Annotated in this window: 29 protein-coding genes; 17 read left to right on the top strand and 12 right to left on the bottom strand. The window is 65.0% G+C overall.

The window, feature by feature from the left end; genetic code table 11:
* Positions 1-14: 14 nt before the first annotated feature.
* Positions 15-872, bottom strand: coding sequence for a S26 family signal peptidase (locus OB916_RS12520; RefSeq protein ID WP_315909634.1), 858 nt, complete (start codon positions 870-872; stop codon positions 15-17).
* Between the two features lie 104 nt (positions 873-976).
* On the opposite strand from OB916_RS12520, the gene OB916_RS12515 reads away from it, so the two are divergent.
* A complete protein-coding gene (locus tag OB916_RS12515; protein ID WP_315909633.1) occupies positions 977-2692 on the top strand; it encodes a DNA-directed DNA polymerase II small subunit in 1716 nt (571 codons plus the stop codon).
* A gap of 124 nt (positions 2693-2816) precedes the next feature.
* Positions 2817-4112, top strand: coding sequence for an O-acetylhomoserine aminocarboxypropyltransferase/cysteine synthase family protein (locus OB916_RS12510; protein WP_315909632.1), 1296 nt, complete (start codon positions 2817-2819; stop codon positions 4110-4112).
* Between the two features lie 51 nt (positions 4113-4163).
* Here OB916_RS12510 and OB916_RS12505 read toward each other — a convergent pair whose 3' ends face one another.
* Positions 4164-4637, bottom strand: a complete 474-nt coding sequence (locus OB916_RS12505) for a PUA domain-containing protein (protein ID WP_390884083.1) — start codon at positions 4635-4637, stop codon at positions 4164-4166.
* Positions 4638-4742: 105 nt separating this feature from the next.
* Between OB916_RS12505 and OB916_RS12500 the strand changes: the two genes are divergently transcribed.
* Positions 4743-4919, top strand: a complete 177-nt coding sequence (locus OB916_RS12500; protein WP_315909631.1) for a hypothetical protein — start codon at positions 4743-4745, stop codon at positions 4917-4919.
* 21 nt (positions 4920-4940) lie between these two features.
* On the opposite strand, the gene OB916_RS12495 is transcribed toward OB916_RS12500, so the two are convergent.
* Positions 4941-5444, bottom strand: a complete 504-nt coding sequence (locus OB916_RS12495) for a LabA-like NYN domain-containing protein (protein WP_315909630.1) — start codon at positions 5442-5444, stop codon at positions 4941-4943.
* A 444-nt stretch (positions 5445-5888) separates the two neighbouring features.
* On the opposite strand from OB916_RS12495, the gene OB916_RS12490 reads away from it, so the two are divergent.
* The gene (locus OB916_RS12490; protein ID WP_315909629.1) at positions 5889-6959 is read left to right on the top strand and encodes a TrmB family transcriptional regulator; all 1071 of its coding nucleotides are present in this window, start codon (positions 5889-5891) and stop codon (positions 6957-6959) included.
* Here OB916_RS12490 and OB916_RS12485 read toward each other — a convergent pair.
* Entirely contained in the window at positions 6956-7906 is a 951-nt protein-coding gene (locus OB916_RS12485; RefSeq protein ID WP_315909628.1) for an aminopeptidase, read from the bottom strand. The two genes, OB916_RS12490 and OB916_RS12485, sit on opposite strands and share 4 nt — an antisense overlap.
* 345 nt (positions 7907-8251) lie before the next feature.
* Positions 8252-8743 carry a metallophosphoesterase gene (locus OB916_RS12480; protein ID WP_315909627.1) on the bottom strand — a complete coding sequence of 164 codons (492 nt, stop codon included), beginning with the start codon at positions 8741-8743 and terminating at the stop codon, positions 8252-8254.
* Positions 8744-8898: 155 nt separating this feature from the next.
* Between OB916_RS12480 and glgP the strand changes: the two genes are divergently transcribed.
* Positions 8899-10602 carry an alpha-glucan family phosphorylase gene (glgP, locus tag OB916_RS12475; protein ID WP_315909626.1) on the top strand — a complete coding sequence of 568 codons (1704 nt, stop codon included), beginning with the start codon at positions 8899-8901 and terminating at the stop codon, positions 10600-10602.
* Positions 10603-10638: 36 nt separating this feature from the next.
* Here the strand turns inward: glgP and OB916_RS12470 are convergent, their stop codons facing one another.
* The 5 genes from OB916_RS12470 to OB916_RS12450 all read right to left on the bottom strand — a co-directional run bounded on the left by OB916_RS12470 (position 10639) and on the right by OB916_RS12450 (position 14803).
* On the bottom strand, positions 10639-11511 hold the full coding sequence (locus OB916_RS12470) for a universal stress protein (RefSeq protein WP_315909625.1): 873 nt from the start codon (positions 11509-11511) through the stop codon (positions 10639-10641).
* 60 nt (positions 11512-11571) lie between these two features.
* Complete coding sequence (locus OB916_RS12465; protein ID WP_315909624.1) at positions 11572-11901, bottom strand: nuclear transport factor 2 family protein; 330 nt, start codon at positions 11899-11901, stop codon at positions 11572-11574.
* A gap of 55 nt (positions 11902-11956) precedes the next feature.
* Positions 11957-13213 (bottom strand): peroxiredoxin family protein, encoded by a 1257-nt coding sequence (locus tag OB916_RS12460; RefSeq protein ID WP_315909623.1) that lies wholly within the window; start codon positions 13211-13213, stop codon positions 11957-11959.
* 90 nt (positions 13214-13303) lie between these two features.
* Entirely contained in the window at positions 13304-13765 is a 462-nt protein-coding gene (locus OB916_RS12455; RefSeq protein WP_315909622.1) for a nucleoside deaminase, read from the bottom strand.
* Between the two features lie 12 nt (positions 13766-13777).
* Complete coding sequence (locus OB916_RS12450) at positions 13778-14803, bottom strand: NAD(P)/FAD-dependent oxidoreductase (RefSeq protein WP_315909621.1); 1026 nt, start codon at positions 14801-14803, stop codon at positions 13778-13780.
* A 203-nt stretch (positions 14804-15006) separates the two neighbouring features.
* On the opposite strand from OB916_RS12450, the gene OB916_RS12445 reads away from it, so the two are divergent.
* The 3 genes from OB916_RS12445 to OB916_RS12435 all read left to right on the top strand — a co-directional run bounded on the left by OB916_RS12445 (position 15007) and on the right by OB916_RS12435 (position 18131).
* On the top strand, positions 15007-15504 hold the full coding sequence (locus OB916_RS12445) for a DUF367 family protein (RefSeq protein ID WP_315909620.1): 498 nt from the start codon (positions 15007-15009) through the stop codon (positions 15502-15504).
* Between the two features lie 211 nt (positions 15505-15715).
* Entirely contained in the window at positions 15716-17137 is a 1422-nt protein-coding gene (locus tag OB916_RS12440) for a cytochrome ubiquinol oxidase subunit I (protein ID WP_390884084.1), read from the top strand.
* Positions 17130-18131, top strand: coding sequence for a cytochrome d ubiquinol oxidase subunit II (locus OB916_RS12435; protein ID WP_315909618.1), 1002 nt, complete (start codon positions 17130-17132; stop codon positions 18129-18131). The genes OB916_RS12440 and OB916_RS12435 overlap by 8 nt, the downstream gene beginning before the upstream one ends.
* A gap of 51 nt (positions 18132-18182) precedes the next feature.
* Here the strand turns inward: OB916_RS12435 and OB916_RS12430 are convergent, their stop codons facing one another.
* Positions 18183-18623 carry a metal-dependent transcriptional regulator gene (locus OB916_RS12430; RefSeq protein ID WP_315909617.1) on the bottom strand — a complete coding sequence of 147 codons (441 nt, stop codon included), beginning with the start codon at positions 18621-18623 and terminating at the stop codon, positions 18183-18185.
* Positions 18624-18825: 202 nt separating this feature from the next.
* Here OB916_RS12430 and OB916_RS12425 point away from each other — a divergent pair, with 202 nt between their 5' ends.
* From OB916_RS12425 to OB916_RS12410, 4 genes are all read left to right on the top strand, one after another.
* On the top strand, positions 18826-19005 hold the full coding sequence (locus OB916_RS12425) for an HVO_2753 family zinc finger protein (RefSeq protein WP_315909616.1): 180 nt from the start codon (positions 18826-18828) through the stop codon (positions 19003-19005).
* Between the two features lie 2 nt (positions 19006-19007).
* Positions 19008-19274 carry an elongation factor 1-beta gene (locus tag OB916_RS12420; protein WP_315909615.1) on the top strand — a complete coding sequence of 89 codons (267 nt, stop codon included), beginning with the start codon at positions 19008-19010 and terminating at the stop codon, positions 19272-19274.
* Positions 19275-19367: 93 nt separating this feature from the next.
* The gene (locus OB916_RS12415) at positions 19368-19658 is read left to right on the top strand and encodes a 50S ribosomal protein L21e (protein ID WP_315909614.1); all 291 of its coding nucleotides are present in this window, start codon (positions 19368-19370) and stop codon (positions 19656-19658) included.
* 3 nt (positions 19659-19661) lie between these two features.
* Positions 19662-20018, top strand: a complete 357-nt coding sequence (locus tag OB916_RS12410; RefSeq protein WP_315909613.1) for an RNA polymerase Rpb4 family protein — start codon at positions 19662-19664, stop codon at positions 20016-20018.
* 30 nt (positions 20019-20048) lie between these two features.
* Here OB916_RS12410 and OB916_RS12405 read toward each other — a convergent pair whose 3' ends face one another.
* Positions 20049-21410, bottom strand: coding sequence for a putative ATP-dependent zinc protease (locus tag OB916_RS12405; protein WP_315909612.1), 1362 nt, complete (start codon positions 21408-21410; stop codon positions 20049-20051).
* 158 nt (positions 21411-21568) lie between these two features.
* Here OB916_RS12405 and OB916_RS12400 point away from each other — a divergent pair, with 158 nt between their 5' ends.
* From OB916_RS12400 to OB916_RS12380, 5 genes are read left to right on the top strand one after another with little or no spacing between them, the layout of a single operon-like run.
* Positions 21569-22573, top strand: a complete 1005-nt coding sequence (locus tag OB916_RS12400) for a succinylglutamate desuccinylase/aspartoacylase family protein (RefSeq protein WP_315909611.1) — start codon at positions 21569-21571, stop codon at positions 22571-22573.
* Between the two features lie 41 nt (positions 22574-22614).
* Positions 22615-23190 (top strand): DUF655 domain-containing protein, encoded by a 576-nt coding sequence (locus OB916_RS12395; RefSeq protein ID WP_315909610.1) that lies wholly within the window; start codon positions 22615-22617, stop codon positions 23188-23190.
* A 1-nt stretch (position 23191) separates the two neighbouring features.
* Positions 23192-24037, top strand: coding sequence for a 16S ribosomal RNA methyltransferase A (locus OB916_RS12390; RefSeq protein ID WP_315909609.1), 846 nt, complete (start codon positions 23192-23194; stop codon positions 24035-24037).
* Complete coding sequence (locus OB916_RS12385; protein ID WP_315909608.1) at positions 24034-25215, top strand: mechanosensitive ion channel family protein; 1182 nt, start codon at positions 24034-24036, stop codon at positions 25213-25215. Before OB916_RS12390 ends, OB916_RS12385 begins: the two co-directional genes overlap by 4 nt.
* Positions 25212-25802 carry a HemK2/MTQ2 family protein methyltransferase gene (locus tag OB916_RS12380; protein WP_315909607.1) on the top strand — a complete coding sequence of 197 codons (591 nt, stop codon included), beginning with the start codon at positions 25212-25214 and terminating at the stop codon, positions 25800-25802. The genes OB916_RS12385 and OB916_RS12380 overlap by 4 nt, the downstream gene beginning before the upstream one ends.
* The last annotated feature ends 6 nt before the right edge of the window (positions 25803-25808 follow it).

The raw sequence follows: 25808 nt of genomic DNA, 5'->3' as shown, positions 1-25808 counted from the left end.
CGAAGTGACAGCGATCAGCCGCTCGTCGCGTTCGTCGCCACCGTTCCGTTCCACGCGTTCGTCGCTGCTGTCCCGTGCCACGTCGTGTTCGTCGCGCCCGCCTCCGCGCTGAGCCGGATGTTTCCGAGATACGGGAGTGAGTACTCGGCAGTTCCGATGACCCACTCCGGCTTGACTGGTCCGTCCGCGATCCCCTTCACCTGATCGTAGGCGTCGTTATCGTCTCCTTTGGTGATGAACCCCGAGTGAGGGGCGGGGCAGGCACGGACGTCCGTTCCTCCGGGAGTCGCCCCATCGCCCTCACAGACAGCGTCTTCGGGGAGATAGTCCGGGTTGGCCTTGTCGACCCAGTTTTCGCCCGCCTCGACCCAGAACATCGCGCGGTGAATGACCGGTGTCCTATGGTCACTTCCGTCGGGTTTGAAGACGATCACGTCCCCGTACTTGCCGAACTTCTCGTAGCCGGTTGTCTGTCCTGTTCTCTCGGTAACGACACCGCTCTCGTGGGCGCCGGGACCGGGGAACCGATCGGCTTCCATGACGAACACCAGATCGCCGCGCTCCATCACCGGCTCCATACTTCCGCTTTCGATGGCGACCATCGGCGGCCAGACTCCACTCGCAGTAAAGAGCAATACGCCGATCAAAACGACGATCCCGACGCTGCTGAGCAGGTCGTAGAGATACATCACCCAGTTCGACCCGCTTTCTTCGGGGTTGTCTCCGTGATGGATTCCCGGACCTCGCTCCGGTGGTCCGCCATAACCACGGGTCGAACGATCCGGCAGCTCCCGCGGCTGTGAGGTGTCGGCTCCATCGGATCGAGAGCCGTCCGCCGTTTCCGGTCCCGACTCCGGGACGTCGTCTTCCATTATCGTTGTCAACCCGACGGACGGCCACCAATCTTTCGCTTGGTCGGTGTCTCGCGCCCTCGCCTACCGTCACCCTTTTGCTCGGCGGCGCGAATCCTCGCGGTGTGCCTCTCGAGACGCCCGCTCGGATCGTCAGTGAACTCACAGCCCGTGGCTACAACGCCGAACGCGAAGCTGTGACGCTGCTCGCCGACGCGCCGGACACTGACGCCGCTCTCGACCGGGCTCTCGAAACGCTTCCCGACGACGCGCTCAAACTGCGGGCGACACACGTCCGGGACGCACTCGAAACGGACGGCTCCGAGCGCTCGCTCGGTGATCGCTCGCTCGCCGATCCGGCCGAACCTGAATCGACCGCGTCGCCGACCTCTGATACGTCCGTCGCTGACTCCGCCACCGCCCCTGACCGCGCGAACGGTTCGGCGAATACCGACCCCGACCCCACTGTTTCAACTGGAAACGAGCCGACGGAATCGTCGGACAATGCTACTGACTCTCCAGCCGAAACGAAGGGGGTTGGGGCGGATGCAGCGGGGGAAGACGGAGACATCGAAGAAGTGAGCGATGGCGTCGATTTCGAACGCCGGGCCACGAGTCGGGAGATAGATTCCGACCAGTTGTCTGTCGAGATCGACGGCGATATGACCGGCCAATCGACCGGAACGGGCGAGTACAACGATTTCGTCGCCGTCTTTCGCGATCGCTACGAACGCCTCTCGAAACAGCTCCGTGGACGGGTCAACCATCGACCGACGGACGCACTGGAGTCGCTCCCCGGAAACGAAGAGGCAGCTATCGTCGGGATGGTTTCGGACATCCGATCGACAGCCAGTGGCCACTGGTTGATCGAACTCGAAGACACCAATGGAACCTTCCCGACCCTGGTGATGAAAGACCGTCCGATCGCCGATCTCGTCGCCGAACTGTTGCTTGACGAGGTGATCGCCGTCGAGGGGACACTCGCCGACGACGGCGGAATCCTCTTCGTCGACTCGTTGCACTTCCCGGACATACCCCGCACCCACGAACCCTCGACGGCGGATCGGCCGGTAAAAGCTGCCCTCATCAGTGACGTCCACGTCGGCAGTCAGGAGTTCAAGGCCGACGCCTGGCATCGCTTCGCCGACTGGCTCCACACCGACGACGCCGAGGGCGTCGAGTATCTGCTGATCGCGGGCGACATGGTCGAGGGCGTCGGCGTCTACCCCGACCAGGACGAGGAACTGGACGTCATCGACGTCTACGACCAGTACGAGCGCTTCTCGGAGTACCTCAAGGAAGTGCCCGGCGACATGGAGATCGTCATGATCCCGGGCAACCACGACGCCGTCCGCCTGGCCGAACCCCAGCCGGCATTCGATTCCGAGCTCCGACAGACGATGTCCGCCCACGACGCCCGCTTCACCTCGAACCCCTCTATGGTCACTATCGAGGGCGTCTCGGTGCTGATGTACCACGGGGTCAGTCTCGACGAAGTGATCGCCGAACTGCCCGATGAGAAAGCCAGCTACGACGAGCCCCACAAGGCGATGTATCACCTCCTCAAGAAGCGCCACGTCGCCCCCCAGTACGGCGGGCACACGCGGCTTGCACCCGAAAAACAGGACTACCTAATTATCGACGAGGTGCCGGACGTCTTCCACGCCGGCCACGTCCACAAACTGGGCTACGGCAAGTACCACAACGTGTTGACGATCAACTCGGGCTGCTGGCAGGCGCAGACGGACTTCCAGAAGAGCGTCAACATCGACCCCGACGCCGGGTTCGCCCCGATCGTCGATCTGGAGACGCTGGAGCTCACTGTCCGGAGTTTCGGCTAGTTCCCCCACTGGAAGATGCCTGAAACTGGATCCTGGCGAGTATTGCCGTCTGTCACTCCTCACGGCGATACCGGACGCGAGGGGATGGTTATACGGGCACGACGCGCCAACGACCGGACGAACGATGACTGACGACGACCGCGGATTCGAAACGAACGCCCTGCACGTCGGGCAGGAAGAACCCGACCCTGCCACGGGCGCACGCGCACCGCCGATCTATCAGACCACTAGCTACGTCTTCGAAGACGCCGAAGACGCCGCCCAGCAGTTCGCCCTCGAGAAGCCGGGCCACATCTACTCTCGGCTCATGAACCCGACCACGGGACTGCTCCAGGAACGACTCGCCGCTCTCGAGGGTGGGGTCGGTGCCGTCGCGACGGCGTCCGGGATGAGTGCACTCAACCTCACGACGTTCCTGCTCGCGGACGTCGGCGACAACGTCGTCACTGCTTCGGCACTGTACGGCGGCACCTATACCTACTTCACCCACACCGCGCCGCGAAACGGCGTCGAGGCGCGCTTCGTCGATACCCTCGATTACGACGCCTACGAGGAAGCGATCGACGAGGACACGGCCTACGTCCACCTCGAAACCATCGGCAACCCCGCGCTGGTGACGCCGGATATCGAACGCATCGCCGACATCGCTCACGACCACGGCGTCCCCCTGTTCGTCGACAACACGTTCGCGACGCCGTACCTGTCGAACCCGATCGAACACGGCGCGGACCTGGTCTGGGAGTCCACGACGAAGTGGATCCACGGCTCGGGGACGACCGTCGGCGGCGTCGTCGTCGACGGCGGCACCTTCCCCTGGGCAGAGTACGCCGAGGACTACCCCGAGATCGCCGGCGACAATCCCGCCTATCACGGCGTCAACTTCGCCGACCGGTTCGGCGAGGCCGCGTTCACCTACGCCGCGATCGCTCGCGGGCTTCGGGACCTGGGCAACCAGCAGTCGCCGTTCGACGCCTGGCAGACGATCCAGGGGCTGGAGTCGCTGCCGATGCGGATGAAACGCCACTCCGAGAACGCCCAGCTCGTCGCCGAGTACCTGGACGACCACGACGAGGTCGCCTGGGTCAACTACCCCGGACTGGAAAGCCACGAGACTCACGACAACGCCTCGAAGTACCTCGACGGCGGCTACGGTGGGATGATCACTTTCGGACTCGAGGCGGGCTACGATGCCGCCCGCGAGACCGTCGAGTCGACGGAGCTTGCCAGCCTCCTGGCGAACGTCGGCGACGCCAAAACCCTGATCATCCACCCCGCCTCGACGACACACCAGCAACTCACCGACGAGGAGAAGACCGCTGCCGGCGTCACCGACGACATGGTCCGGCTCTCCGTCGGCGTCGAGGATCCACAGGACATCATCGACGATCTGGACCAGGCGATCGCGCAGGCGACGCGGTAACGGTCGGTCGCCTCGTCCTGGCAGCTCAGTCCTCCCACACGGCAATCTCGATCAGTTTTCTGCACCGTCGCGAACGGCAACCGCCATCCCGGTCTCGAAATCCAGCATGTCCCCGGCCGGTAGCTCCGCGCGACCGACCGCCAGCAACTCCCCCTCGTGATGGGTCACGAGGACCTCGTCGCCGGGTCGCACGTCCGGATCGACCTCGCGGACGAACTTCGCGAAGACGTTCTTCCCGTCCCGAACGAACGGCTCGCTCTCGTCGCCGACAACGACCCGGTAATCGGGGTGAGGGAGCGATTCGTGGAGTCGACGGCCGCCAGCCAGTCCGAGCGTGAACCGCCCCGTCGTGCTGTAGGTCGCGAGTCGGCCGTCGGGCGCGATTATCTGTCGCGGCCGGCCGGAACTCGAACGAGTGATCTCCAGGTCGGGATCGTCGAACAGCGCCGCACTGTCCGGCCCAAACTGGTAAGTCACGACCCGGGCCAACGTGTCGAGATCCATCTCAGAGGCGGCCTCTGTCATGCCTGCTGGTCGGACACGGGCGGGCAAACGCCTTTCGACCCGATCCTCCCTGCGGGAATCGCCGCTACGCTGGCGTTTATTTATCGACTGCCCGAATCGCGTTGTATGGCAACGGATACGCGCAAGCTCGCTGTCGGCGGCGGTCTGCTTTTCATCTGCAGCGTCGTGATCATCATGCTGGGCGTTATCGACTTCCCGGTCGTCGTCGGGGCCGTCGCCGCGCTCGGCCTGGCGGCGGGTGCACTGCTGGTCGGCACATCCGAAGGTGGTCGCCCCGTCTAGGGTCGAAGACGCCAGATCCGCCTAGAGCAGGTACCGGTCGGGATCGGACCCGAGATCGATAAACCCGTCAGCCGCCGCGATGAGGTCCTCGGCGGTCGACTCCTCGAACGCGATGACGTCCACCCGGACGCCCTCGTGCTGGAGGTGTCTGCAGAGCCTGGTGAAGTCACCGTCGCCGGTGCACAGTGCGACGGCGTCGACGTGGTTGGCCAGCGAGACGGCGTCGAGGCTCATCCCGACGTCCCAGTCGGCCTTCTTCGAGCCGTCGCCGAACGTCCGGATCTCCTTGATGCGGGTCTCGAAGCCGATGTCGACCAGCGCGTCGAAAAACGACTCCTCTTCGGGCGCGTTTGCCTTGATCACGTAGGCGATCGCCCGGGTCAGCGACCGGCCGTCGACCGCCGCGTCGAGCAACTCCGCGTAGTCGATGTTGCGCTCGTGGAGGCTCCTGGCGGTGTGATAGAGGTTCTGAGAATCCGCGAGGACCGCGACCCGCTGTGTCTCGTGGGTTTCGTTTCTGGTCATTGCGTGGCGTTCCTCGGGCCATCCTGAAAGCGCTTGTGACTCATCCACGTGAATTGTATTGCTGTGATCGGACACGCACGGCTGTCGCAGCGCAGCAATAAACATATAGGATATTGTAAAAATATAAAATATGTCATGAACATCCCGGATACCTATGTAGATCGAAAGTGAGGGCCTCATGGGCTGAGAATCCACAACCACTGTCGTTGTAGTGAATATCTCGACGGTATTCGAACTACAACAACGACAGTAGTTAAGAAAATTGATAAGTCTTATACGTGGTCGGGCTCAACGTAGAATTGTATGATAGCTCAAAAGATAACCGCTGCTGACGACGAACAGTCCACCCAGAACAACGCCCCCTCCATCGAAGTGTGGCTGATGGCGGTCACCACCGGCGTGTGACGACCAAACTGTTTTGCTGACGGACGTTTTCGGCCCTGTATGGACAGCGAGCGACTGGTTTCGGTCCTCCAGATCGGCGGGCTCTCGCGCTATCAGGCTCAGGCGTACGTCGCGTTGCTCGAACTCGGGACCGTCTCGGCCGGCGACCTCGCGGACGCCAGCGGCGTTCCCCAGCCCCGGATATACGACGTCTTGCGGGACCTCGAGGCCGACGGGTACGTCGAGACGTACGAGGGCGAGACCTTGCAGGCCCGGGTCCACGATCCGGGCGCGCTCGTCTCGGATCTGAGTACCCGGATCGCCCAGTTCCAGTCGGCCACTGACGAGATCGAACACCGCTGGACGGAGCCGGAGCCGACCGGTCAGGAAGCGGCGATCGTCGCTCAGTTCGAGACCGTACTCACGCGAACGATCGCGTTCATCGAGGACGCCAACAACCACGTCCAGCTGTCGGTCACGCCAGATCAGATCGAACAGCTCGAGTCCACGCTTCGGTCGGCCCACGAGGATGGTATCCACGTCCAGCTTGCGATCCACTCGTTCAGCGAGGACGACTTACCCGACGAGGAGTACCTCGCAGGGCTCTGTACCGAGGCACGCGTCCGTGAGCGACCGGCGGCGTTCCTGGCGCTGATCGACCAGCAGCAGGTCGGCTACGCGCTTTACGTCGATTCGCCCAGCGAGTACGGCATGCTCATCGACGATCGGGGTCTCGCCTACGTCTTCTCGTGGTTCTTCTCGACGATGCTGTGGGAGCTGTGGGACACTCACTACGACGGCCGTTCGAGCGACCCTCCGTTGCGATACTTCGAGATCAGGCGGGCTATCCCCGAGATCGAACCGCTGCTCGAAGAGGGTGCGACTGTCCACGTCCGGATCACGGGCCAGTGGGTCGACAGTCGCCGTCCCTGCCAGCTCGTCGGCACCGTCTCCGAGGTCACCTACGAGGGCAAGCACCTCGACGAAGGGCCGATCACGCTCAGGGACCTCGTCGGCAAGGCCAGTCTCGTCGTCGATACCGACGGCGGTGCGTTCTCTGTCGGTGGTATGGGCACGCACCTGGAGGACGTCGAGATCGACCAGATCGTCGTCGAGGAGATCGCACTCTAGAGCGTCGGCAACTCGACTTCCTCGCCGTCGGCGTACACCGTCGGCTCGCGGACGATCCCGTCCAGGTGCAGCGGCGCTTCGGTGTCTCCCCCGATTGAGGCGTCGTCGCCGATCGCGAAGTGGACTGTCCCCCCCGCTTTCTCGTCGAGCAACACCGAGCCGAGCAACTGCTCGACGGCGACGTTCGTCCCGATCCCCAGTTCGGCGAGGTTGTACGCGGCGTCACCGACTTCCTCGGCCGCCTCTTCGACCTGCCCTCGGATCGCGTTGTCCTCGATCGCGGTGACCTGCCCGTCCTCGACGTCGAACGCGACCGTCTGGCCGTCTTCGAGCAATCCGTGAGGGCGCATCGTCCCGTCGACGACGACGCGTCCGTCGGCGGTCTCGGGACTGACGAACACCTCGCCGGCGGGCAGGTTCGAGAACGAACCGGGTTCGTGGACGATTCCGGTGTCTTCCCGCCACTCTCGACCGCCGGGTTCGAGCGTGATGTCCGTCCCCGACGGTGCGGTCACGCGGATCTCCGTCGCGTCGCCGACCGCTGTGAGCATCTCTTCGCAGTGCTGGCGGATCGATTCGTAGTCGGCGTCCAGCCCTTGCGTGAACACCTCGTCGGTGATTCCCGGGAGCGTCGCCACCCGGGCACCGCCCTCGGTGGCCGCCGAGCGTGCCCGGGTGTGGCTGAGGCTCTTGGTCGTCGGCGCGAGCAACACGTCCGGTTCGCGCATGGCCGCCGCGACCGTCGCCGGAGGTTCCTCGCCGTGCTGGTCGCCCGGCGGATACCGGACGATGGTCACGTCGTCGGTGATCTCGCTCGCGACGTCGTACAGCACCTTGCCGATCTTCCAGCGTTTGTCGTCAGTCACGATCCCGCAGGACTCTCCCGCTTGCAGTCCCATGCACTGGTTCAGCGCCGTCTCGGCCGCGACGCGGAGGTCGTCGGTCATAGACTGATCTGCGGGCGGGACGAGGATAGGCGTTACGAGAAATCCGAGGCGAACGAGTCGTCATCATGGGGATTGTCCCTTCCGCATCGACCGCGGGGCGGTCGGAGCGGCACATCGGTACAATCACCCGTATCAGTCGAGAGCCGGTTGAATTCGGTGCCGAAACTGTACACGTAGCGAACCTCGCTGTGGCGGGTGCCTGCGACGAGGATTGCGTCGGCGACCGACAGCCGCGAGACCTGATCGAACACTCATACTGGTGGCTATAAGTTCGTAAAGATATCCGGCACGCCGTCGTGCCGGATCACTTCGAAATGTTATAGCCACCAGTATCACACTACCGCGTCATCCGAGATCGTGGAACTCGACGTCGCCGGTCTCGGTGTCGAGGACGATCGCTGCCGGGTCTTCGGGTGCATCGGGGATCGGGATCCCGCCTGGATTGAGATGGACCGTCTCCCCACGGCGTTCGTTGATGCGTTCGTGGGTGTGGCCCCGGCAGACGTAATCGTAGGTACCACACTCGAGCAACGCGTCGACGATCGGTTCGCTCGTGCCGTGATAGACAGCGAATTCTACGTCGCCGAGCGTGAGTTCGCCCATCTCCCCGAGATACGTGCCGAACCCCCCGACGGTGCGTTCGAGCGCCCATTCGCCGTCGTTGTTCCCCCGCACGGCGTAGAAGTCGAACCCCGACTCGAACGGCGTCGCCGAGAACGGGGCGACGATGTCGCCACAGTGGATCACCGCGTCGACGTCTTCCTGTTCGAACGTCCCGACCGCCCGCTCGACGATACCACCGTTGTCGTGGGTATCCGAGACGATACCGACTTTCATAACGGGTGGTTCGACCCCCAGTAGCAAAAAGGTCGTTTCCCTACCCTCGGATCGCCCCTCACTGGCGCAGAATCGATTATACCCTCTCTAATCGCTTGAGAATAGCTGGAACCCGCATCGCAGGGGCTAAACGACCCCTCCGTGAACGTCAGCGTATGCCGGCAACGCAGCCTGACGGTACGATCGCGTACTTCAGCATGGAGTATGGTCTGGAGAACGGAATGAACACTTACAACGGCGGGTTGGGGATCCTCGCGGGCGACGTCGTCCGCGGCTTCGCCGATCTGAACGTCGACGCCGTCGGTCTCACGTTGCTCAACGATCACGGGCTCGGGAAACAGTACATCGACGAGCACGGCGCCCAGCATATCGAGCCGGCTCCGTGGCCGGTCGAAGAGTTCTGTGAGCCGCTCGATGCGACGGTATCGATGACGCTCGACGATCAGGAGATCACGATCGGTGCCTGGCGCTACGACGTCGAATCCGAGCACGGTGGCACTGTTCCGGTCATCATGCTCGATACCGACCGCGAGGAGAACCCCCACTGGGTCCGCGAACTGACTCGCCGCGTCTACGCCCCCGGGAAGGACGACCGGTTCAAACTCGCCGTCTACCTCGTCTTGGGTATCGGCGGCGTCCGGATGCTCGACGAGCTGGGCTACGACGTCGCGACCTACCACATGAACGAGGGTCACGCGAGCTTCCTCACGCTCGAGTTGCTCGATCGCCACGATCTCGACGCCGATGCGGTCCGCGAGCAGTGCGTCTTCACGACCCACACTCCGGTCGCGGCCGCGCACGACGAGTATCCGATCGACATGCTCTACGACCTGCTCGCCGACGACCTCGTCCCGATGTACGCCATTCGCGAATACAGTCCCCGCGGGAAGGTCCACACGACGCGGCTCGCGCTGAACCTCTCGCGATACGTCAACGGCGTCGCCAAGCGCCACCAGGAAGTCTCCCGGGAGATGTTCCCCGAGCACGCCGAGAATATCGACGCCGTCACCAACGGCGCTCACGTGCCGACGTGGGTCGGTGACCACGTCGCCGAGGTCTTCGACGAGAACATGCGGAACTGGCGGCGCTTCCCCGGAAAACTCCAGCACGCCACGCTCATCGACGACGAGCCCCTCTGGGAGGCCCACCAGGCCCAGAAGCAGGAACTCATCGACTACGTCGCCGAGCGCCAGGGCGTCGAACTCGACCCGGACGTGCTGACGCTCGGGTTCGCCCGCCGCGCCGTCCCGTACAAGCGCGCTCCCTTGCTGTTCGAGAACGTCGAACGCCTGCGCGAGGTCATCGCCCGCTCGGGCGACATTCAGGTCGTCTACGCCGGCAAGGCGTTCCCCGGTGACCCCCGCGGCCGGGAGATCATCCAGGAGATCTACGGGTACGCCGATCAGCTCTCCGAGGAGATCACCATCACGTATCTCGAAGACTACGACATGGAGATGGGGGCGAAACTCACCTCCGGCGTCGACGTCTGGCTGAACAACCCCCGTCGACCGCGGGAGGCTTCGGGTACCTCCGGGATGAAAGCCGCGTTCAACGGCGTCCCGCAGTTCTCGACGATCGACGGCTGGTGGGTCGAAGGCCACATCGAGGGCGAGACCGGCTGGTCGATCGGCCCCGAGCCCCACAGCCCGCGCGAAGAGCGGATGACCGACGCAAAGGAGACGCTGGTCGACTCGACTGCCCTGTACGACAAGCTCGAAGGGAAAGTCTTGCCGACCTACTACGACGACCGCGAGAAGTGGGTCGACATCATGCGCAACGCCATCGCCTTCAACGGCTCGCGCTATCACGCCCGACGGATGATGGAGGAGTATCTGGCCGACGCGTACGCGCCGGAGTAGTCGCTACTGCTGGGCGGACACAGTCAAACTTCGACGTCACTTTTCGGCCGAAACGATCAACACCGGCGTTTCGGCGACGCGCAGCACCCGATCGGCGACGTTCCCGATGAGCTGTCGGCGCAGCCCCGTCCGGCCGTGAGAAGCCATGACGATCAGGCCGGCTCCGGTCTCGCTGGCGAAGGACCCGATCACCTCGTGTGCGATTCCACGCTCGACGGCCGTCTCGACGGGGATGTCGGGGGCCCGTCGCTCGATCGTCGCCGCGAGTTCGGTGACGATCGTCTCGCCCTCCTTTTCCAGGCGTTCTAGGAACTCCTGTGTGACGCCGCCGGCACTGAAGCTCCCACCGGCGGCCTGCACGTCGACCACGGTGAGAACTGCGAGTTCGGCGTCGAACGCTCGTGCGAGATCGGTCGCTTCTGGTACGGCGGCCGCTGCGTTCTCGCTCCCGTCGGTCGGCACCACCAGTCGCGAGGGGTTCGCGGCCGCTCCGTCGGTCCCGAGCGGTACGACCAGTACCGGTGGGTCGGCGCGGTGGACGACCGTCTCGGTGACGCCCCCCAGCAATCGATCGCGGAGATTGTGATGACCCTGTCGTCCCATCACGATCAGATCGGCGTCGATCTCGCTTGCAGCCGAGACGATCTCTTCGCCGGGCGTCCCCTCCCGCAGATGCGTTTCGACGTCGTCTCGTTCGTCTGCCAGCTCGAGCGTCGACTCCAGGATCGATTCGCCGTGCTCGCGACGCTCGGCGACGCTCAGACGCCCCCCAACCGTCTGGAGCGTCGTGTCGACGACGTGAACGAGATCGATCGATGCGCCCGTCGCCGCCGCGAACGCGAATCCGTACGCCGCCGCGTCTCGGCCGCACTGACTCCCGTCGACGGGAACGAGTATCCGATCGTACATACTCGGTAGTACGACGCCCGAACCCATAGTACTGCGTGCGCTATCCAGACAGCGGATCGATCACGCCGTGTACGTCCGAATCCCACCGATACGGCCGCGATCGAACGTCAGCACGTCGACGAACGCCGTGATCTGTTCGCCGTCGGCGGCGAGCAACCGTCCTTCGACCGCGAGGCCCGCGTCGCTCTCGTAGATCGCGTCGATCGGGTGCGTTGTCTCGGTCTGGGGCCGCTCCTCGCGCATGAACGTGACGAACCGGTCGCGACCCTCGAGCGTCATGTCGGGTCGTCGCTGGACGAACGACGGCGTCAACACCGACCGCAACGTCTCGTAGTCGTGCCTGTCGAGTGACCGATAGTACGTTCGGGCTGTTCCGACACGGTCGTCCATACCGGTGGTGGGAACCCGAGCCACTAGAACCTCTCGCCGTCGCGGTGCTTCTCTCTCACTCGTCGTCTTCGAGTTCAGCGGCGATCTCGGCGACCTCTTCGTCGGTGATGTCCGAGCTATCGGATTCGTCGGACTGCTTGGTGTCCGATTCAGCCTGCTCGTCGTCTGCCGCTTCCCCGTCGAGGTCGCCGACGGCCTCGGCGATCTGGTCCTCTCCGGCCCCATCCGCCTCGCCCATCTCGACGCCTTTCCCGCCGTACTCGCGGGCCCGACGCCCGGCGTCGGTCTCCAGTCCGCGCGCTTCGACCTCGTCTCCGTCGTCGATCTCTACCTCTTCGACTTCGAGATCGATCCCACCCGCGGGCTCGTCGTCACTCGCCTGCTCGTCGCGGATCTCGTCCATGACTGACGTGTCTTCTTCCGGCTGGAGGACGATCTCGCCGCCCTCGTCGACGATGTCGTCCGGGTCGATCGGCTCTTCGAGGTCCCGCGCGGTCTCGAGCGGCGCTTCGGCGTCTTCCCGGTAGGCCGTCCCCTCCTGTCCGTTTCCGCTGGAGAACTCGTCGGCGGCGGATGCCAGCCAGTCGGCCGCCTGCCACAGTGCGTTTGCCTTGCTCTTCGCGCGATCGAACGGCTCGTCTAGCACGGCCGTCTCGCTGAACCGATAGGCCGTGTCGAACTCCTCGGCGGCTTCTTCGAACTCCTCGCGAGCCCGTTCGAAGTCGCTTCTGGCGAGCATCCACTCGCGGTCGCTGAAGGCGTCCATTGCACTGGTGAACGCGCGTCGCCCTTCGACGTAGTGGGCGTGTCCGACCCGATACCGCGAGAGCGCCGTCGAGTCGCCCCCGATGGCCTCGATCGTCACGCGGATCGGCTCGACCTCCGGCAACTCGTGGGGGTCGCTGGTGGCCCAGCGATACTGGATCCGACCGTTGAGATCGATCACGAACACCGCACGCTGCACCAGATAGCCCTCCTCGCGGTCGTCGACGACGCCGTAGCGCTCGGCGACCTCGCGACGCGTGTCGCTCAACAGCGGCACTTTCAGGTCGTACCGATCGGCGAACGCCCGGTGGCTGTAGACGCTGTCGGGCGACACCGCCAGGATCGTCACGTCCTTTTGCATCGTGAATACGTCGAGCTCGCCGACGTCCGACCCCCTCTCGTCACAGGCCGGGTTGAAATCCGCCGGGTAGAACATGAGCACGATCACGTCCTCGCCCAGCAGATCCGAGAGTGACCGGGTGTCGAGGTCCCCACCCGCTACTGCCGGCAGTTCGAACGATGGCGCTCGCTCCCCCAGCGTCACCATGTCTGCGAGCAATCGACGTATCCAGTTAAGACTGCCGGGCGTTCTCTCGCGGATTAACTACTCGTCCGTGGATCGGACCCACGACGTTCGCTACCAGTCGAACCCCCGGTGAACGTCCAGTCCCTCGGATTCGAGGATGGGGCCGTCGACGTCGGTGGCACCGCCCTTGCGTTCGATCACTTCCGCGCACGGGACGCCGTGCTGTTCGTCGCCCCGGACGGTCGCCAGGGACGCGCCGGAGACGCTGTAGACGACGCGATCCATCCCGGCGTAGTGGATCGCCGCCGCGCACATCTCGCATGGTTCGGTGCTAGTGAACATGGTGCACTCCGCCAGCTCTGCAGCGTCGAGCTCGCGGGCCGCCCAGCGCGCGAGTTTGAGCTCCGGATGGGCCGTGATGTCCTTTTCTGTCACCGTCGTATTCGTCGACCGCCTGACGACCGTCCCGTCGACGACGAGCAGCGACCCGAACGGGGTGTTGCCGTTCGCGACCGCCTCGCGTGCCAGATCGATCGCTTCCTCGATGTACCGTTCGTCTTCGCTCACAGGCATCGTTTCCGGTAGTCAGTTGCCTTCGGCCTGGAGCAGTTCACGGCCCGCACGGAGTCCGCTGCGGAGGGCGGCCCGCGTCCGGCCGATACCTTCGACCCAGTCGCCGGCAAGCGCCAGATCGTCCTCCAGTGTCGCCTCGCGCAGCGATTCGTCGGGACCGCGGGTGGGGATGGCGTCGCCCCACCGCTGGTACTCCCACCAGGCCGGCTCGGCGAGACGGTCGTCCTCGAGTAGTTCGACGACGCGGTCGGTCGCCGCTTCCGAGGCGGCAGCGGGGGACGTCTGTGGGTGAGTGACGGCCCAGCTGGGACCGAACTGGACGATGAGGACGCCCCTGCCATCGGGGACGTGCCCGGGCTTGTGTCCCTCGTTCGACACCCAGGCGACGTCGTAGACGTCTTCCTCGCTGACGAGTCCGAAAAAGTCCGTCTCTATCTCGAAGGGATAGCCCAGTGCGACGGTGTCCATCGTCCGGTAGGGAATCCCCTCGACGGCCCGGGCGAGTTCCTCTCTGACCGGGTTGTCCCACACGGCTGTCTCGAACAGCACTGACGCCGATGCCCCGGGGACGGCCAGCACGACCGCGTCGAACGCGCGGTCGCCCTCGTCCGTGGTGACCAGCCAGTCGTCCTCGCGTCGTTCGAGGCGGGTGACGCCGACGCCGACGTGCAGGTCGGCCCCGCTGTTCTCGAACAGCGCCCGCACGATGCCGTCGAGACCGTCGGGGGTCGTCCAGCGAGTGTTCTGGGGCACCTCACCCGTTCGGATCTCGCCACTGGCGGTGAATTGCTTGACCGGCGGTTCGATCTCGACGGCGACCTCGCCAGCGCCGTCTTCGATCACGGACTCCAGATCGCTGTCACCCAGTTCGAGGTAGTTCGCGCCGAAGTCGAACACGCAGCCCTCCCGGCGACGACTCGCCATCCGACCGCCGACGGTGTCCATCTCGTAGACGGTCACGTCCGCGTCGTCTAGCGCGTAGGCTGCTCCGGCCCCAGCGATGCCCCCGCCGACGATACAGATCTCTTCGTCTGTCATGTCCTCGCTTCGGCGACCACGAACAAAAACCCCCACGTAGGGACAGGTACTGCCGCGGTCGGCCTAGCGAGGTAACTCCCGACGCCGGTCGTCGTGCTGGGGGCGATACGTCCGGAACCATGTACTGGTGGCTATGTCATTTCGAAACGGTGTAGCCACCGGTATCAGCAACCCCTATCAACGCTCGCCGAGTACGCTCGCACGTGGAGTTACACGTCCGCTACGAGGGCGACGACGATCCCGAGAAGTGCAGCGCCCGGAAACTCGCTCGCTTCGACCTCGCGGAGTTGCACCGCTCGACGCGGGCGACCCCGCCGGGGATCGTCCTCAACCCCTTCGCCGAGCAGGCGCTCTCGCCCGCCGACGCCGACCACGACCGGTTGGTCGCGCTCGACTGCTCCTGGGAGACCGCCCAGCGGGAGGCGTTCGACCTGGACGGCGTCCACCGGGCGCTCCCGTTTCTCGTCACTGCCAATCCGATCAACTACGGGACCGCTTTCCAGCTCAACACCGTCGAGGCCTTCGCCGGTGCGCTGACCATCCTCGGCGACCGCGAGCACGCCGAACGGATCCTCTCGAAGTTCTCCTGGGGCCACACCTTCCTGGAACTCAACGAGGAACCGCTGGCCCGGTACAGCGAGTGTGACGATTCGACCGAGGTACTCGACGTTCAGGACGATTATCTTGCTGACGAAAACTAAATTGGCATAATTTCGAAGGGGCAGAACGAATCTGAAAGGCTGCGCATATTGCCGAAACCGAAAAGAGATTTTAATCTATACGTAAATTCCTTTCGCCAATTCTCAGGGCTCGGGAGCGCAACACCGGTTTATCGTTTTGAGGGTCTGAGGCGTAGGAAAACGGATGTCTGTACTTTCCCAGCTACTCGTCGACGGAGGGATTGCCCTGCCGATGCTCGACGGGTCCGCGTTACAGCTGTCGCCCGAGATCGCGAGCCGGGCGCAGTTCGGGTGGACGATCAGCGTCCACATCCTGTTTGCGGCCCTGTCGATCGGCCTCGCACCGTTCATCATCTACTTCACCTGGAAGGAGGTTCGGACCGACGACGAGCGGTTCACACGCCTTCGGTCGTTCTGGGTGAAAGTGTTCGCTGCCGGGTTCGTCATGGGGACGGTCACCGGCATCCCGATGAGCTTCCAGTTCGGGACGAACTTCCCGCAGTTCTCCTCTGTCGCCGGCGAGATGATCGGCGGTCCGCTGGCCTTCGAGGCGAAGATGGCCTTCTTCCTAGAGGCCGTGTTCCTCGGCGTGTTGCTGTTCGGCCGCGAGCGGGTCAGCGACCGGACCTTCATCCTCTCGTCGGTGCTGGTCGGGTTCGGTGCCTGGCTGTCGGGTTTCTGGATCCTGGTCGTCAACTCCTGGATGCAGACGCCCCAGGGCTACGAGATGATTACCCGCAACGGGATGGAAGTCGCCAAGCTGACCGATCCCATTGCCGCCTTCTTCAACCCGCGGATGACCTGGATGTACGTCCACATGATCAACGCGGCGGTGATCTCGGTCGCGCTGCTGGTCGCCGGCGTCTCCGCGTACATCGTCTGGAAGAAACGCGACTCGGAAGCCTGGGGCACGGCGCTGAAGATCGCCGTGTTGATCCTGCTCGTCTCGGCACCGCTGCAGGCGATCCACGGTGACGCCTACGGTCGTCACGTCGAGGACACCCAGCCCCAGAAGTTCGCGGCCATGGAGGCCCACTACGAGACCGGCACGGCTGACTTGCACCTGCTCGCGTTCCCAACGGATCCCTCCGCGCTGACCGATCCGCGGGCGGAAAACCTCTTCACGATCAGCCTCCCGCGCGTCGGCTCGTTCCTCGCCAGCGGGGGTGATTTCAACGCCGAAGTGCTCGGGCTGAACGAGTACGAGGAGAACCCGCCCGTGGCGATGGTGTTCTGGTCGTTCCGGTTCATGGTCGGACTCGGGTTCCTGTTCATCGCGCTTGCGCTGTGGGGTGGCTACCTCCTCTACCGGGGTCGACTGTCCGACAGCGACCGCTACCTGAAGGCGATGATCATGGCGTCGCCGTTCGGATACGCCGCCCTGCTCACCGGCTGGTACGTCACCGAGATCGGCCGCCAGCCCTGGGTCATTCAGGATCAGCTCACGACCAGCGAGGCCGTTTCCACGACGCTGACAGCGACGGAAGCGACGCTCACGCTGGTCGGGTTCCTCGTCATCTACGGGGCGCTGGTCCTGGTCGCCCTGTACATCCTCCGGTGGCTCATCCAGGACGAGCTGCGAGAACTGGGCGTGCAAGAAACGTCCGGTGATCGCTGGTACGGTCCGATCCCGGGGGTGAGCGACGATGACTGAACTGCTGTTGCCCGTCGACTCTTACCTCGTCGAGCCGCTCCCGGAGATCTGGTTCGGGCTGGTCATGTTCGCGCTGACGATGTACATCGTCCTCGACGGGTTCGACTTCGGGATCGGAATGCTGTACGCGACCCGTGACAACGACCACGACCGCGAGACGCTCCTGTCGGCGTTCGGTCCGGTCTGGGACGCCAACGAGGTGTGGGTGATCGCCTTCGGGACGATGACGCTGGCGGCGTTCCCCGACGTGTACTCCCGGTTGCTGGCCGATCACTACCTGCTCGCGCTCGGGTTCGTGCTGGCGCTGCTGTTCCGTGGACTCGGCCCGGAACTGCGCGAACAGCGCGACGACGAGCGCTGGATGCGCTACTGTGACTACTCGTTCATCGGCGGCAGCCTCTTCGCGCCGCTGCTGTTCGGGATGATCGCCGGCCGCTGGGTGTTCGACGCGGCGACGCTGTCGGCCCCGACGCTACTGACCGGGATCGGCCTGGTCGCGGTTTCGGTCGTCACCGGTGCAGCGTTCCTGGCAGCCAAGACCGGCCCCGCGCTCGCCAGCGAGATGCGCGATTACGGGATCATCGCGACGCTTGCGTATCTGGGCGGCGTCGTCGTCCTGCTGGCGACAGTCGTCTTTACCGACGCTGGCGGCGCTGCCGACACGATCCTCTCGATACCTGCGGCCGTGATCGTCGTCCTCTCGGTCGCCGCGGGACTCGGCGGGATCGTCCTGGCAGGGCGTGGCGAGTATCGCGCCTGGCTGGCGAGCGCGCTGGCGCTGCCGGTCCTGTTGAGCGCGCTGGTCGCTCTGCTGCTGTACCCGACGATCTACCCGCCGACCGGCCTGACCGTCCAGGACGCGGTCGTCTCGCCGCTTGCGCTAAATCTCACCACGGTCCTTGGAGTACCGGTCCTGCTGCTGGTCCTGTGGTACTTCAAGTTCCTCTACGGCGTGTTCAGCGGTCCGATCGAGGGCGAAGGATACGGGGCCTGATCGGTACAGCGACGATTCTCGAATCGCCATCCAGTCTCGATTCTCAGATGTTTAGATGTTCAGCTTCGAGCAGTGTTGCCTGTCGGGGTCGTAACAGTCCGGACAGTCCGCTTCGAGGTCGACGTATCGATCGAGCCGCTCGGCGATGTCGTCGCTCATGACGTGTTCGAGCCGGCAGGCCTCCTCGTGAAACCCTTCCTCGACGCCGAGATGCTCGACGAGAAACCGCTCGATCCGGCAGTGCTTGCGCAGGAGCCGTCGCGCGCGGGATTCGCCGTCGTCGGTCAGGACCGCCCCGCGACGTTTCTCGTACTCCAGCAGTCCGGCTTCCTCCAGCCGGCCGAACATCTCGGTGACGCTCGGCGGGGAGACGTCGAGTCGCTCGGCCAGCTCGCCCGTCTTTGCGTACTCGCCGTCACGGGAGAGCAGGTAGATCTCCTTGAGGTACATCTGGACGCTTTCGCTGATCGGGGCGTCGCGACTGTGACTCATTGTCGGACATCACTGCCCGGCGAGCAAAAGCCTAGCGGGCCCGCGCTGGAGCCGGTCGGCCGGCTGGGAGCAAGCACGCTTATACTGTCGGCTGTAAGCTCGTGGAGATTTTCGGCATCCCGTGTGCCGAAATCCTGCCGAAATGTTACAGCCGACAGTATTAGCAACCGTTAAAAGCCGCGATGTGAAAGAACGTGTACGGATGAGCGAGAGCCACCAAAAGCGGCGTCAAAAGTGCATCTCGTGTGGGATCAACGTCTCCGGCACGAACGCCGCCGCGTTCAAGTGTCCCGAATGCGGACACCAGATCTACCGCTGCGCGAAGTGCCGCAAGCAGAGCAACCTCTATGAGTGCCCCGATTGCGGGTTCACGGGACCATAACCATGGGAAAAGTCGCTGCCAAGATCAAGGTCATGCCGAACAGTCCGGACGTCGACCTGGACGCGCTCCAGGACCGTCTCGAACAGGCCCTCCCCGAGGGTGCGAAGATCAACGGCTTCGAGCGTGACGAGGTCGCCTTTGGCCTGGTTGCGCTACTGCCGACTGTGATCGTTCCCGACGAGTCCGGCGGCACCGAGTCCGTCGAAGAGGCCTTCAGCGAGGTCGAGGACGTCGAGAGCGTCTCCGTCGAGAACGTCGGTCGCGTCTAGGCTGTTTTGGGTCGCGGCTCGCGTGTCACGCCGAGCCACGACGGTAGCGGAACGCACGTTTTATATGCCCGACCGGACTACCGGACGGCAAGAATGCCCAGTTCGAACGGTCCACTCAAGGGAACACGGAACAAGCTCAAGAACGACCCGCGGGATCGGGGAGCGTCGCCGCCACAGCGCGCCGTCCAGCAGTTCGAGGACGGCGACACTGTCCACCTGGCGATCGATCCCAGCGTCGACGACGGCCGGTTCCACCCGCGCTTCAACGGCCACACCGGCACGGTCGTCGGCACGCAGGGGAAAGCCTACAAGGTCCAGATCGAAGACGGCGGCGTCGAGAAGACGCTGATCGTCAAGGCCGCGCACCTCCGGCGACAGGAGTAAGCGATGACCATATTCAAGGAGAAGCTCGAGGAGGAGTACCTGACTCTCGCCGAGGCCAAGGACATCCTCGAGGACATCGAACGCGAGCGCGCGCTCGACGAGGACCGGGAGATGCGCTACGAACTCACGCGCGCCGTCGAGCACGTCAACCGCTTTGCGGTCCTGGACGTCGAGGAGTCCGAGGAGTTCGTCGCCGAACTGCAGGACTTGGAGAAAGTCGACGAGGCCACCGCCTACAAGATCGCTAACCTTCTGCCCCAGGACCGGGACGAACTGCGGGCCGTCTTCGCTCAGGAACGGTATTCGCTGTCGGGCGAGGAACTCGACGACATTCTCAACGTCGTCGCCAAGTACGCCTGATACGGATTCGGCTCTCGCGAGCGTCGACTGTCACTCCTCGGCGCCCGCCTCTTCTTCTTCGTTGTCCTCGTCTTCGCCGTCCGCGTCGGTCCGGCGAGAGACGTCGACGCGGTAGTGCTGGAGGATGTCACGGCCGAGCAACACGGGATACTGCATGTGGCTGCGGTCCTCGACGCTGGCGGTGACGGTGTGGCGGCTCCCGCCGACGGCGACGACGAGGTCGATGACCGGCCGGCTCTTCGATACTTTCTGGCTGCCGGACTTGACCTTCGTGATGGACTTGATCGGGCCGGCCCCGATGTCGGCCGCGAGACCGGTATCGATGCTGGTCCGGGTGGCGCCAGTGTCGGACTTGGCGAGGGCGGCCGTCGAGCCGCTGGTCCCGCTGACGATGACCTCCTCGATGTAGCCGATAGTCTCTCGCTCGGGAGCACTGGTCGGGGCAGTGCTGGGCCGACACGTCGGCACCGAGTCGTCGAGGACCGTCGCCAGCTCGGCGACGCGGTCGGCGTCGACGGTGCCGCCGGCCGACTCGATGGCGTGGGCGGCGATGTACGGTGCGGGGCTGCGCCCGGTCGCCTCGTAGAGGCCCTTGAACCCTGCGGTCGGGTTGACTTCCAGCACCAGCCAGCCGTCGTCGCTCTCGACGAGATCGACGCCGGCGTAATCCAGGCCGACAGCGTCGGTGGCCCGGCGGGCGATGTCGAGAGCCGACTCCGGGACCTCGTCGCTGGCGTCGGCGACGTCGCCGCCGAGGGCGACGTTGGTGCGCCAGTCGTTGTCGGGCGCGTACCGGAACATCGAACCGACGATCTGGTCGCCGACGATGTACACCCGGAGGTCGCGCGCTCGCTCGCCCTCGCGTTCGATCAGTGACTGGAGGAACGCGTAACGGTTGCCGACGCGGGCGTTGACGCGTTCACCGGGCCCGACCTTCCAGGTCCCGCCGCCGTTCGTCCCGATGGCGGTCTTGTAGACGGCCTCGGTGTCGCCGGCGGTCAGCCAGGCGTTGAGTCGCTCCGATTCCAGCGCCATCAGCGCGTCCGGGACGGGCACGTCCGCCTCCACCAGTGCCGCGGCCGTCGCGACCTTGTGCACCGCGGTCAGCGTCGCAGCGGGGCCGTTCAGCGTCGGGCGAAGGTGTGCGAGCGTGCGGGCCAGGCCGAGTTCCTCGCAGGGCTCGGTCGACTTCGAGAGCAGCAGGCGGTTGACGACGACGTCGACGTCCGGCTGGAGCGTCATGTCGCCGTCCGTGACGTCGATCACCAGGTTCTCCCGGCGGAGCCACGCAGGTTCGTGACCCAGTGCCTCGATGGCGTTGCAGATCGCCTTGGTCTCCTTGCTGTTATGCAGGCTGAGAACCCCGACGGTGACGGGTGTCGACGTGGTCATAGACGGAGATGCGAGGTCGACGGTGAAGAACTCTCGGGCGACTGTCTTCCGGTGCGGACACGCGGCTCGCGTCGACAGTCGACGGCGGCACGGAGCACTGCCGACCGTCGCAGTCAGCTGGCCGTCACACGTTTTACCGTCCCACACGTCCGAGCAGTATGGAGCAGCCAGCGCCGTTCACCTACGACGGTGGGCGGGTCGATCCCGGGGAGACCCAGAACGTCCGGTACACGGTCACCGAGACCTACCTCGGCGATCCGGTCAAGATGCCCGTGACGGTCGTGGTCGGCGAGCGGACGGGACCGACGGTCGTCATCACGGCGGCCACGCACGGCGACGAACTCAACGGCATCGAGGTCGTCCGCGAGGTCGCCCACGAGTGGGACCACTCCGACCTCTGTGGCCGGCTCGTTTGCCTGCCGATCCTCAACGTTCCTGGTTTCATCGCTCAGCAGCGATACCTGCCGGTCTACGACCGCGACCTCAACCGGGCGTTTCCCGGCGACCGGACCGGGACGGGTGCCCAGCGGATGGCTGCGCGGATCTTCGAGAACTTCGTCGCGCCCGCCGACCTGGGGATCGACCTGCACACCTCGACTCGCGGGCGGTCGAACATGCTGCACGTCCGGGCAGACATGAGCGACGAGACTGTCGAGCGGGTCGCCAGGGCCTTCGCCTCGAACGTCGTCATCGACAGCGAGGGTGCCGAGGGGACGCTCCGCCGCGAGGCGACGGCTGCCGGGACGTCGACGGTCACCGTCGAGATGGGCGAGGCACACCGCTTCCAGCGATCGCTCATCGACCGGGCGCTCGACGGCATTCGATCGGTCTTCGCGGAGTTCGGCCTCCTGCAAAGCGAACACGTCGACTGGCCGGGCTGGCGGACGGTCGTCGAAGCAGCCGACGAGAAGACCTGGCTGCGGGCCGACGCGGGCGGGCTGGTAGACGTCCACGTCGAACGCGGGGCCTTCGTCGAGGAAGGCGAGCGCATCGCGACCATCGCCAACCCCTTCAAGACGACCACGACGGCGGTAGACGCACCGTTCGACGGGGTGCTGATCGGCGTCCTGGAGAACCCCGTCGTCTACCCCGGAAATCCGCTGTGTCACATCGTGAAAGTCGACGAGCGAACCAGGGGGGCCATCGAGTACGGCGAGACGTGACTCGCTGGCTTTTAAGTACACTGTCACCGTACAGACTGGATATGACTACCGGCCACCGCGACGACGAGTCGAGTGCCCCCACGGCAGTCGTCCTCGATTTCCTGCCCCACGGGCGCTCGGACGACGAGCGGCCCCAGTACGAGAAAGAGCCGCTGGCGTACGCCGTCTCCGTCGAGGAGTTCCGTCTGTTCGAGCTCGTGCTCACCGAGGACGCCGACGTTTCGATCGGCGATCGCGTGTCGGTCGAGCGCGGCGACGATGTCGAGCGCGCCCGAGGGATCGACTACGAGGACCTCTCGGGCGGCGCGCGGTCCGAGCTGGAGTACGCGATCGAGGACATCGTCGACGCGGACGAAGACCGTTTCGTCGAGTTCTACAACGAGGCGCAGCCGATCACGACGCGGCTGCACGCGCTGAATCTCCTGCCCGGGATCGGCAAGAAACTGCGAAACAACGTCCTCGAAGCGCGCAAGCGCCGCCCGTTCGCGAACTTCGAGGACATCGAGGCGCGGGTCAACGGTCTCCACGATCCGAAAGACGTACTCGTCGAACGTATTCTCGAAGAGATCGAAGAGAGTGACCTCAAGTACCGGATATTCGCCCGGCGCGACGAGTAAGATGGACGACACTGACTTCCGCGATCCCGACACACTGTTAGCCCGTGCCGGTGTCGGAGGGAATCCGGGACGCGATCAGCACTTCCTGATCGACGACCGCGTGCTCGATCGCGTCCCGACCTACGCGACCGAGGCCGGCGCGGATCTGCGCCACGTCCTGGAGGTCGGGGCCGGAACCGGCGCACTCACGGACCGGCTGCTCGCGGTTGCCGACCACGTCACGGCTGTCGAGCGCGACCCCGGTCTGGCGGCCTTTCTCCGCGAGGAGTTTGCCGACGAGATCGACGCCGGACGGCTGACCGTCCTGGAGGGCGACGCCCTCGAGGTCGAGTTGCCCGAGTTCACCGCGTCGATATCGAATCTCCCCTACGGGATCTCCAGCGAGATCACGTTCCGGCTGCTGCCACGGGGTGTGCCCCTCGTGTTGATGTTCCAGCGGGAGTTCGCCGACCGGATGGCCGCCGAGCCGGGATCCGACGACTACGGCCGACTGTCAGTGACGGCAGGCCACTACGCCGACGTCGAGGTGGTCGAACCCGTGCCGAAGGAGGCGTTCAGGCCACCGCCGGCCGTCGAGAGCGCGATCGTCCGGACGACGCCGCGCGAGCCGGAGTACGAAGTGCCAAGTGACGCGGTGTTCATGGATCTCGTGAAGGCGATCTTCACCCAGCGTCGCAAGACGATGCGCAATGCGATCCGAAACACGGCGCACATCTCCGGGCTGGGGGATCCAGAGGCGGTCGTCGACGCCGCCGACGAGGACCTCATGAGCAAGCGAGCCGGGGACGTGACCCCGGCGGAGTTCGCGAAGCTGGCGCGGCTCGCGGTCGAGGTGGGCGATCCGTGACCGGTGCGGTCGTCACGCTCTCAGCGACTGCTCCTTCAGTCAGCCGGTCGGTATTAGTTATCGAACTTCCGATCGTCGGCCAGCTGTTCGCGACGCCGACCGGGCGATGGCTGGGGACGCTCGCGGTGCTCGTTGGTGTGCTCGCGGGCAGCTGGGCGATCCGCCAGACTGGTCGCTGGCTCCGGACGCACTACGATCCTCGCGGGACCCTGCTGGAAGCGGTGCAGGCGGCACTGATCGTCGCCCTCTCCGGAAGTGCGATCGTCGCCGTGCTCACGATCTGGGAGGCAACCGCGGAAGCGACAGCCATCTCCGAGGTCCTCGATCCGGCTCCCATGACGATCGTCCGCGGGCTGGTGTCGGTGTTTCTGCTGGTCGGGGCCTGGGGTGCGACGGTGTTCGCCAAGCGCGTGACCGGACTGCTCTTCGAGGAACACGACGCCTTCTCGCGCCACCAGCACGAGGTGACCTACCACGTCCTGCAGCTGGTCCTGTACTCGCTGGCGATCGTCGTCGGGCTGGCAGTCTGGGGGATCGATCCCTCGGACATCCTGCTCGGGGCCGGGTTCCTGAGCGTCGTGATCGGCCTGGCAGCCCGCCAGACGCTGTCGTCGGTTCTGGCGGGGTTCGTTCTGCTGTTCGGTCGACCGTTCGACATCGGCGACTGGGTCGCGATCGACGATCGGGAAGGGATCGTCACCGACGTGTCGGTGTTCAACACCGAGATACGCACGTTCAGCGGCGAATTCGTCACGATCCCCAACGACGTGGTGACGGCGACGGGACTGGTCAACCGCTCCCGGCGCGGGCGGTTGCGCGTCGACGTGGAAGTCGGCGTCGACTACGACGACGACGTCGAACGCGCCCGCGAACTGGCCACCGAGACGATGCGTGACCTCGGCCGCGAGGAGATCCGCACGCATCCACAGCCCCGGGCGCTCCTGACCGGGTTCGGCGACTCGGCGGTCGTCCTGGAGTTGCGGTTCTGGATCGACGAACCGACGGCACGGCGACGCTGGGCGGCACAGACGGCCGTCGTCGCGGCGGTCAAGCAGGCGTTCGAACGAGAGGGGATCACCATCCCCTTCCCCCAGCGGACGCTCGGCGGACGACCGCCCGGCCTGCAGGTCCAAAGCGAAACGCCGAGGGGATCTCCGGACGAAGACCAGGATCGATGAGCGACGACCGGCCCGAACTGGCCAGACAGCGCGATCTCGACCAGGTGTACGAACCGGCCGAGGATTCCCACCTGCTCGCCGAGACGGCCCGCGAGTACGTCGGCGAAGGCGACCTGGTACTCGAAGTGGGAACGGGGTCGGGCTACGTTGCGACCGCGCTCGCGAAGACGGGGGCCGACGTCGTCACGACGGACATCAACCCGATGGCCTGCCGCGAGGCGCACGAGGCCGGACTCCCGGTCGTCCGGGCGAATCTCGTCGAGCCGTTTCGGGACGGTGTCTTCGACCTCGTGGCGTTCAATCCGCCGTATCTCCCGACGCCACCGGAACACGAGTTCGACGACTGGATGGAACGGGCGCTCTCCGGCGGCGAGGACGGTCGCGCCGTGGTCGATCCGTTCCTCGAGACCGTCCGCCGCGTCCTCGCCGCGGACGGCGTCGTGCTCTTGCTCGTGAGCTCGCTCACGGACATCGAGGCCGTACGAAAGCGTGCTGCGGCCGGCGGACTGTCGGCCAGAGAGGTCGCCGACGAATCCCACCCCTTCGAGCGGCTCGTCGTACTGGAACTTCGACCGACCGAACAGTGACACCCC

This window comes from Halapricum hydrolyticum (assembly GCF_025517535.1).
Lineage (GTDB): Archaea > Halobacteriota > Halobacteria > Halobacteriales > Haloarculaceae > Halapricum > Halapricum hydrolyticum.
The sequence above is the reverse complement of the archived record's forward strand: the minus strand, read 5'-3'. Positions and strand labels throughout refer to the sequence as shown.

What these genes read in the sequence shown, in the direction of transcription:
- OB916_RS12520 (WP_315909634.1), bottom strand. Translation starts at nt 872, where the DNA reads ATGGAAGACGACGTCCCGGAGTCGGGACCGGAAACGGCGGACGGCTCT.
- OB916_RS12495 (WP_315909630.1), bottom strand. Translation starts at nt 5,444, where the DNA reads ATGACCAGAAACGAAACCCACGAGACACAGCGGGTCGCGGTCCTCGCG.
- OB916_RS12395 (WP_315909610.1), top strand. Translation starts at nt 22,615, where the DNA reads ATGACTACCGGCCACCGCGACGACGAGTCGAGTGCCCCCACGGCAGTC.
- OB916_RS12460 (WP_315909623.1), bottom strand. Translation starts at nt 13,213, where the DNA reads ATGGTGACGCTGGGGGAGCGAGCGCCATCGTTCGAACTGCCGGCAGTA.
- glgP (WP_315909626.1), top strand. Translation starts at nt 8,899, where the DNA reads ATGCCGGCAACGCAGCCTGACGGTACGATCGCGTACTTCAGCATGGAG.
- OB916_RS12430 (WP_315909617.1), bottom strand. Translation starts at nt 18,623, where the DNA reads ATGAGTCACAGTCGCGACGCCCCGATCAGCGAAAGCGTCCAGATGTAC.
- OB916_RS12490 (WP_315909629.1), top strand. Translation starts at nt 5,889, where the DNA reads ATGGACAGCGAGCGACTGGTTTCGGTCCTCCAGATCGGCGGGCTCTCG.
- OB916_RS12505 (WP_390884083.1), bottom strand. Translation starts at nt 4,637, where the DNA reads ATGACAGAGGCCGCCTCTGAGATGGATCTCGACACGTTGGCCCGGGTC.
- OB916_RS12425 (WP_315909616.1), top strand. Translation starts at nt 18,826, where the DNA reads ATGAGCGAGAGCCACCAAAAGCGGCGTCAAAAGTGCATCTCGTGTGGG.
- OB916_RS12390 (WP_315909609.1), top strand. Translation starts at nt 23,192, where the DNA reads ATGGACGACACTGACTTCCGCGATCCCGACACACTGTTAGCCCGTGCC.
- OB916_RS12420 (WP_315909615.1), top strand. Translation starts at nt 19,008, where the DNA reads ATGGGAAAAGTCGCTGCCAAGATCAAGGTCATGCCGAACAGTCCGGAC.
- OB916_RS12455 (WP_315909622.1), bottom strand. Translation starts at nt 13,765, where the DNA reads ATGCCTGTGAGCGAAGACGAACGGTACATCGAGGAAGCGATCGATCTG.
- OB916_RS12450 (WP_315909621.1), bottom strand. Translation starts at nt 14,803, where the DNA reads ATGACAGACGAAGAGATCTGTATCGTCGGCGGGGGCATCGCTGGGGCC.
- OB916_RS12435 (WP_315909618.1), top strand. Translation starts at nt 17,130, where the DNA reads ATGACTGAACTGCTGTTGCCCGTCGACTCTTACCTCGTCGAGCCGCTC.
- OB916_RS12415 (WP_315909614.1), top strand. Translation starts at nt 19,368, where the DNA reads ATGCCCAGTTCGAACGGTCCACTCAAGGGAACACGGAACAAGCTCAAG.
- OB916_RS12380 (WP_315909607.1), top strand. Translation starts at nt 25,212, where the DNA reads ATGAGCGACGACCGGCCCGAACTGGCCAGACAGCGCGATCTCGACCAG.
- OB916_RS12405 (WP_315909612.1), bottom strand. Translation starts at nt 21,410, where the DNA reads ATGACCACGTCGACACCCGTCACCGTCGGGGTTCTCAGCCTGCATAAC.
- OB916_RS12400 (WP_315909611.1), top strand. Translation starts at nt 21,569, where the DNA reads ATGGAGCAGCCAGCGCCGTTCACCTACGACGGTGGGCGGGTCGATCCC.
- OB916_RS12480 (WP_315909627.1), bottom strand. Translation starts at nt 8,743, where the DNA reads ATGAAAGTCGGTATCGTCTCGGATACCCACGACAACGGTGGTATCGTC.
- OB916_RS12485 (WP_315909628.1), bottom strand. Translation starts at nt 7,906, where the DNA reads ATGACCGACGACCTCCGCGTCGCGGCCGAGACGGCGCTGAACCAGTGC.
- OB916_RS12410 (WP_315909613.1), top strand. Translation starts at nt 19,662, where the DNA reads ATGACCATATTCAAGGAGAAGCTCGAGGAGGAGTACCTGACTCTCGCC.
- OB916_RS12465 (WP_315909624.1), bottom strand. Translation starts at nt 11,901, where the DNA reads ATGGACGACCGTGTCGGAACAGCCCGAACGTACTATCGGTCACTCGAC.
- OB916_RS12440 (WP_390884084.1), top strand. Translation starts at nt 15,716, where the DNA reads ATGCTCGACGGGTCCGCGTTACAGCTGTCGCCCGAGATCGCGAGCCGG.
- OB916_RS12470 (WP_315909625.1), bottom strand. Translation starts at nt 11,511, where the DNA reads ATGTACGATCGGATACTCGTTCCCGTCGACGGGAGTCAGTGCGGCCGA.
- OB916_RS12510 (WP_315909632.1), top strand. Translation starts at nt 2,817, where the DNA reads ATGACTGACGACGACCGCGGATTCGAAACGAACGCCCTGCACGTCGGG.
- OB916_RS12500 (WP_315909631.1), top strand. Translation starts at nt 4,743, where the DNA reads ATGGCAACGGATACGCGCAAGCTCGCTGTCGGCGGCGGTCTGCTTTTC.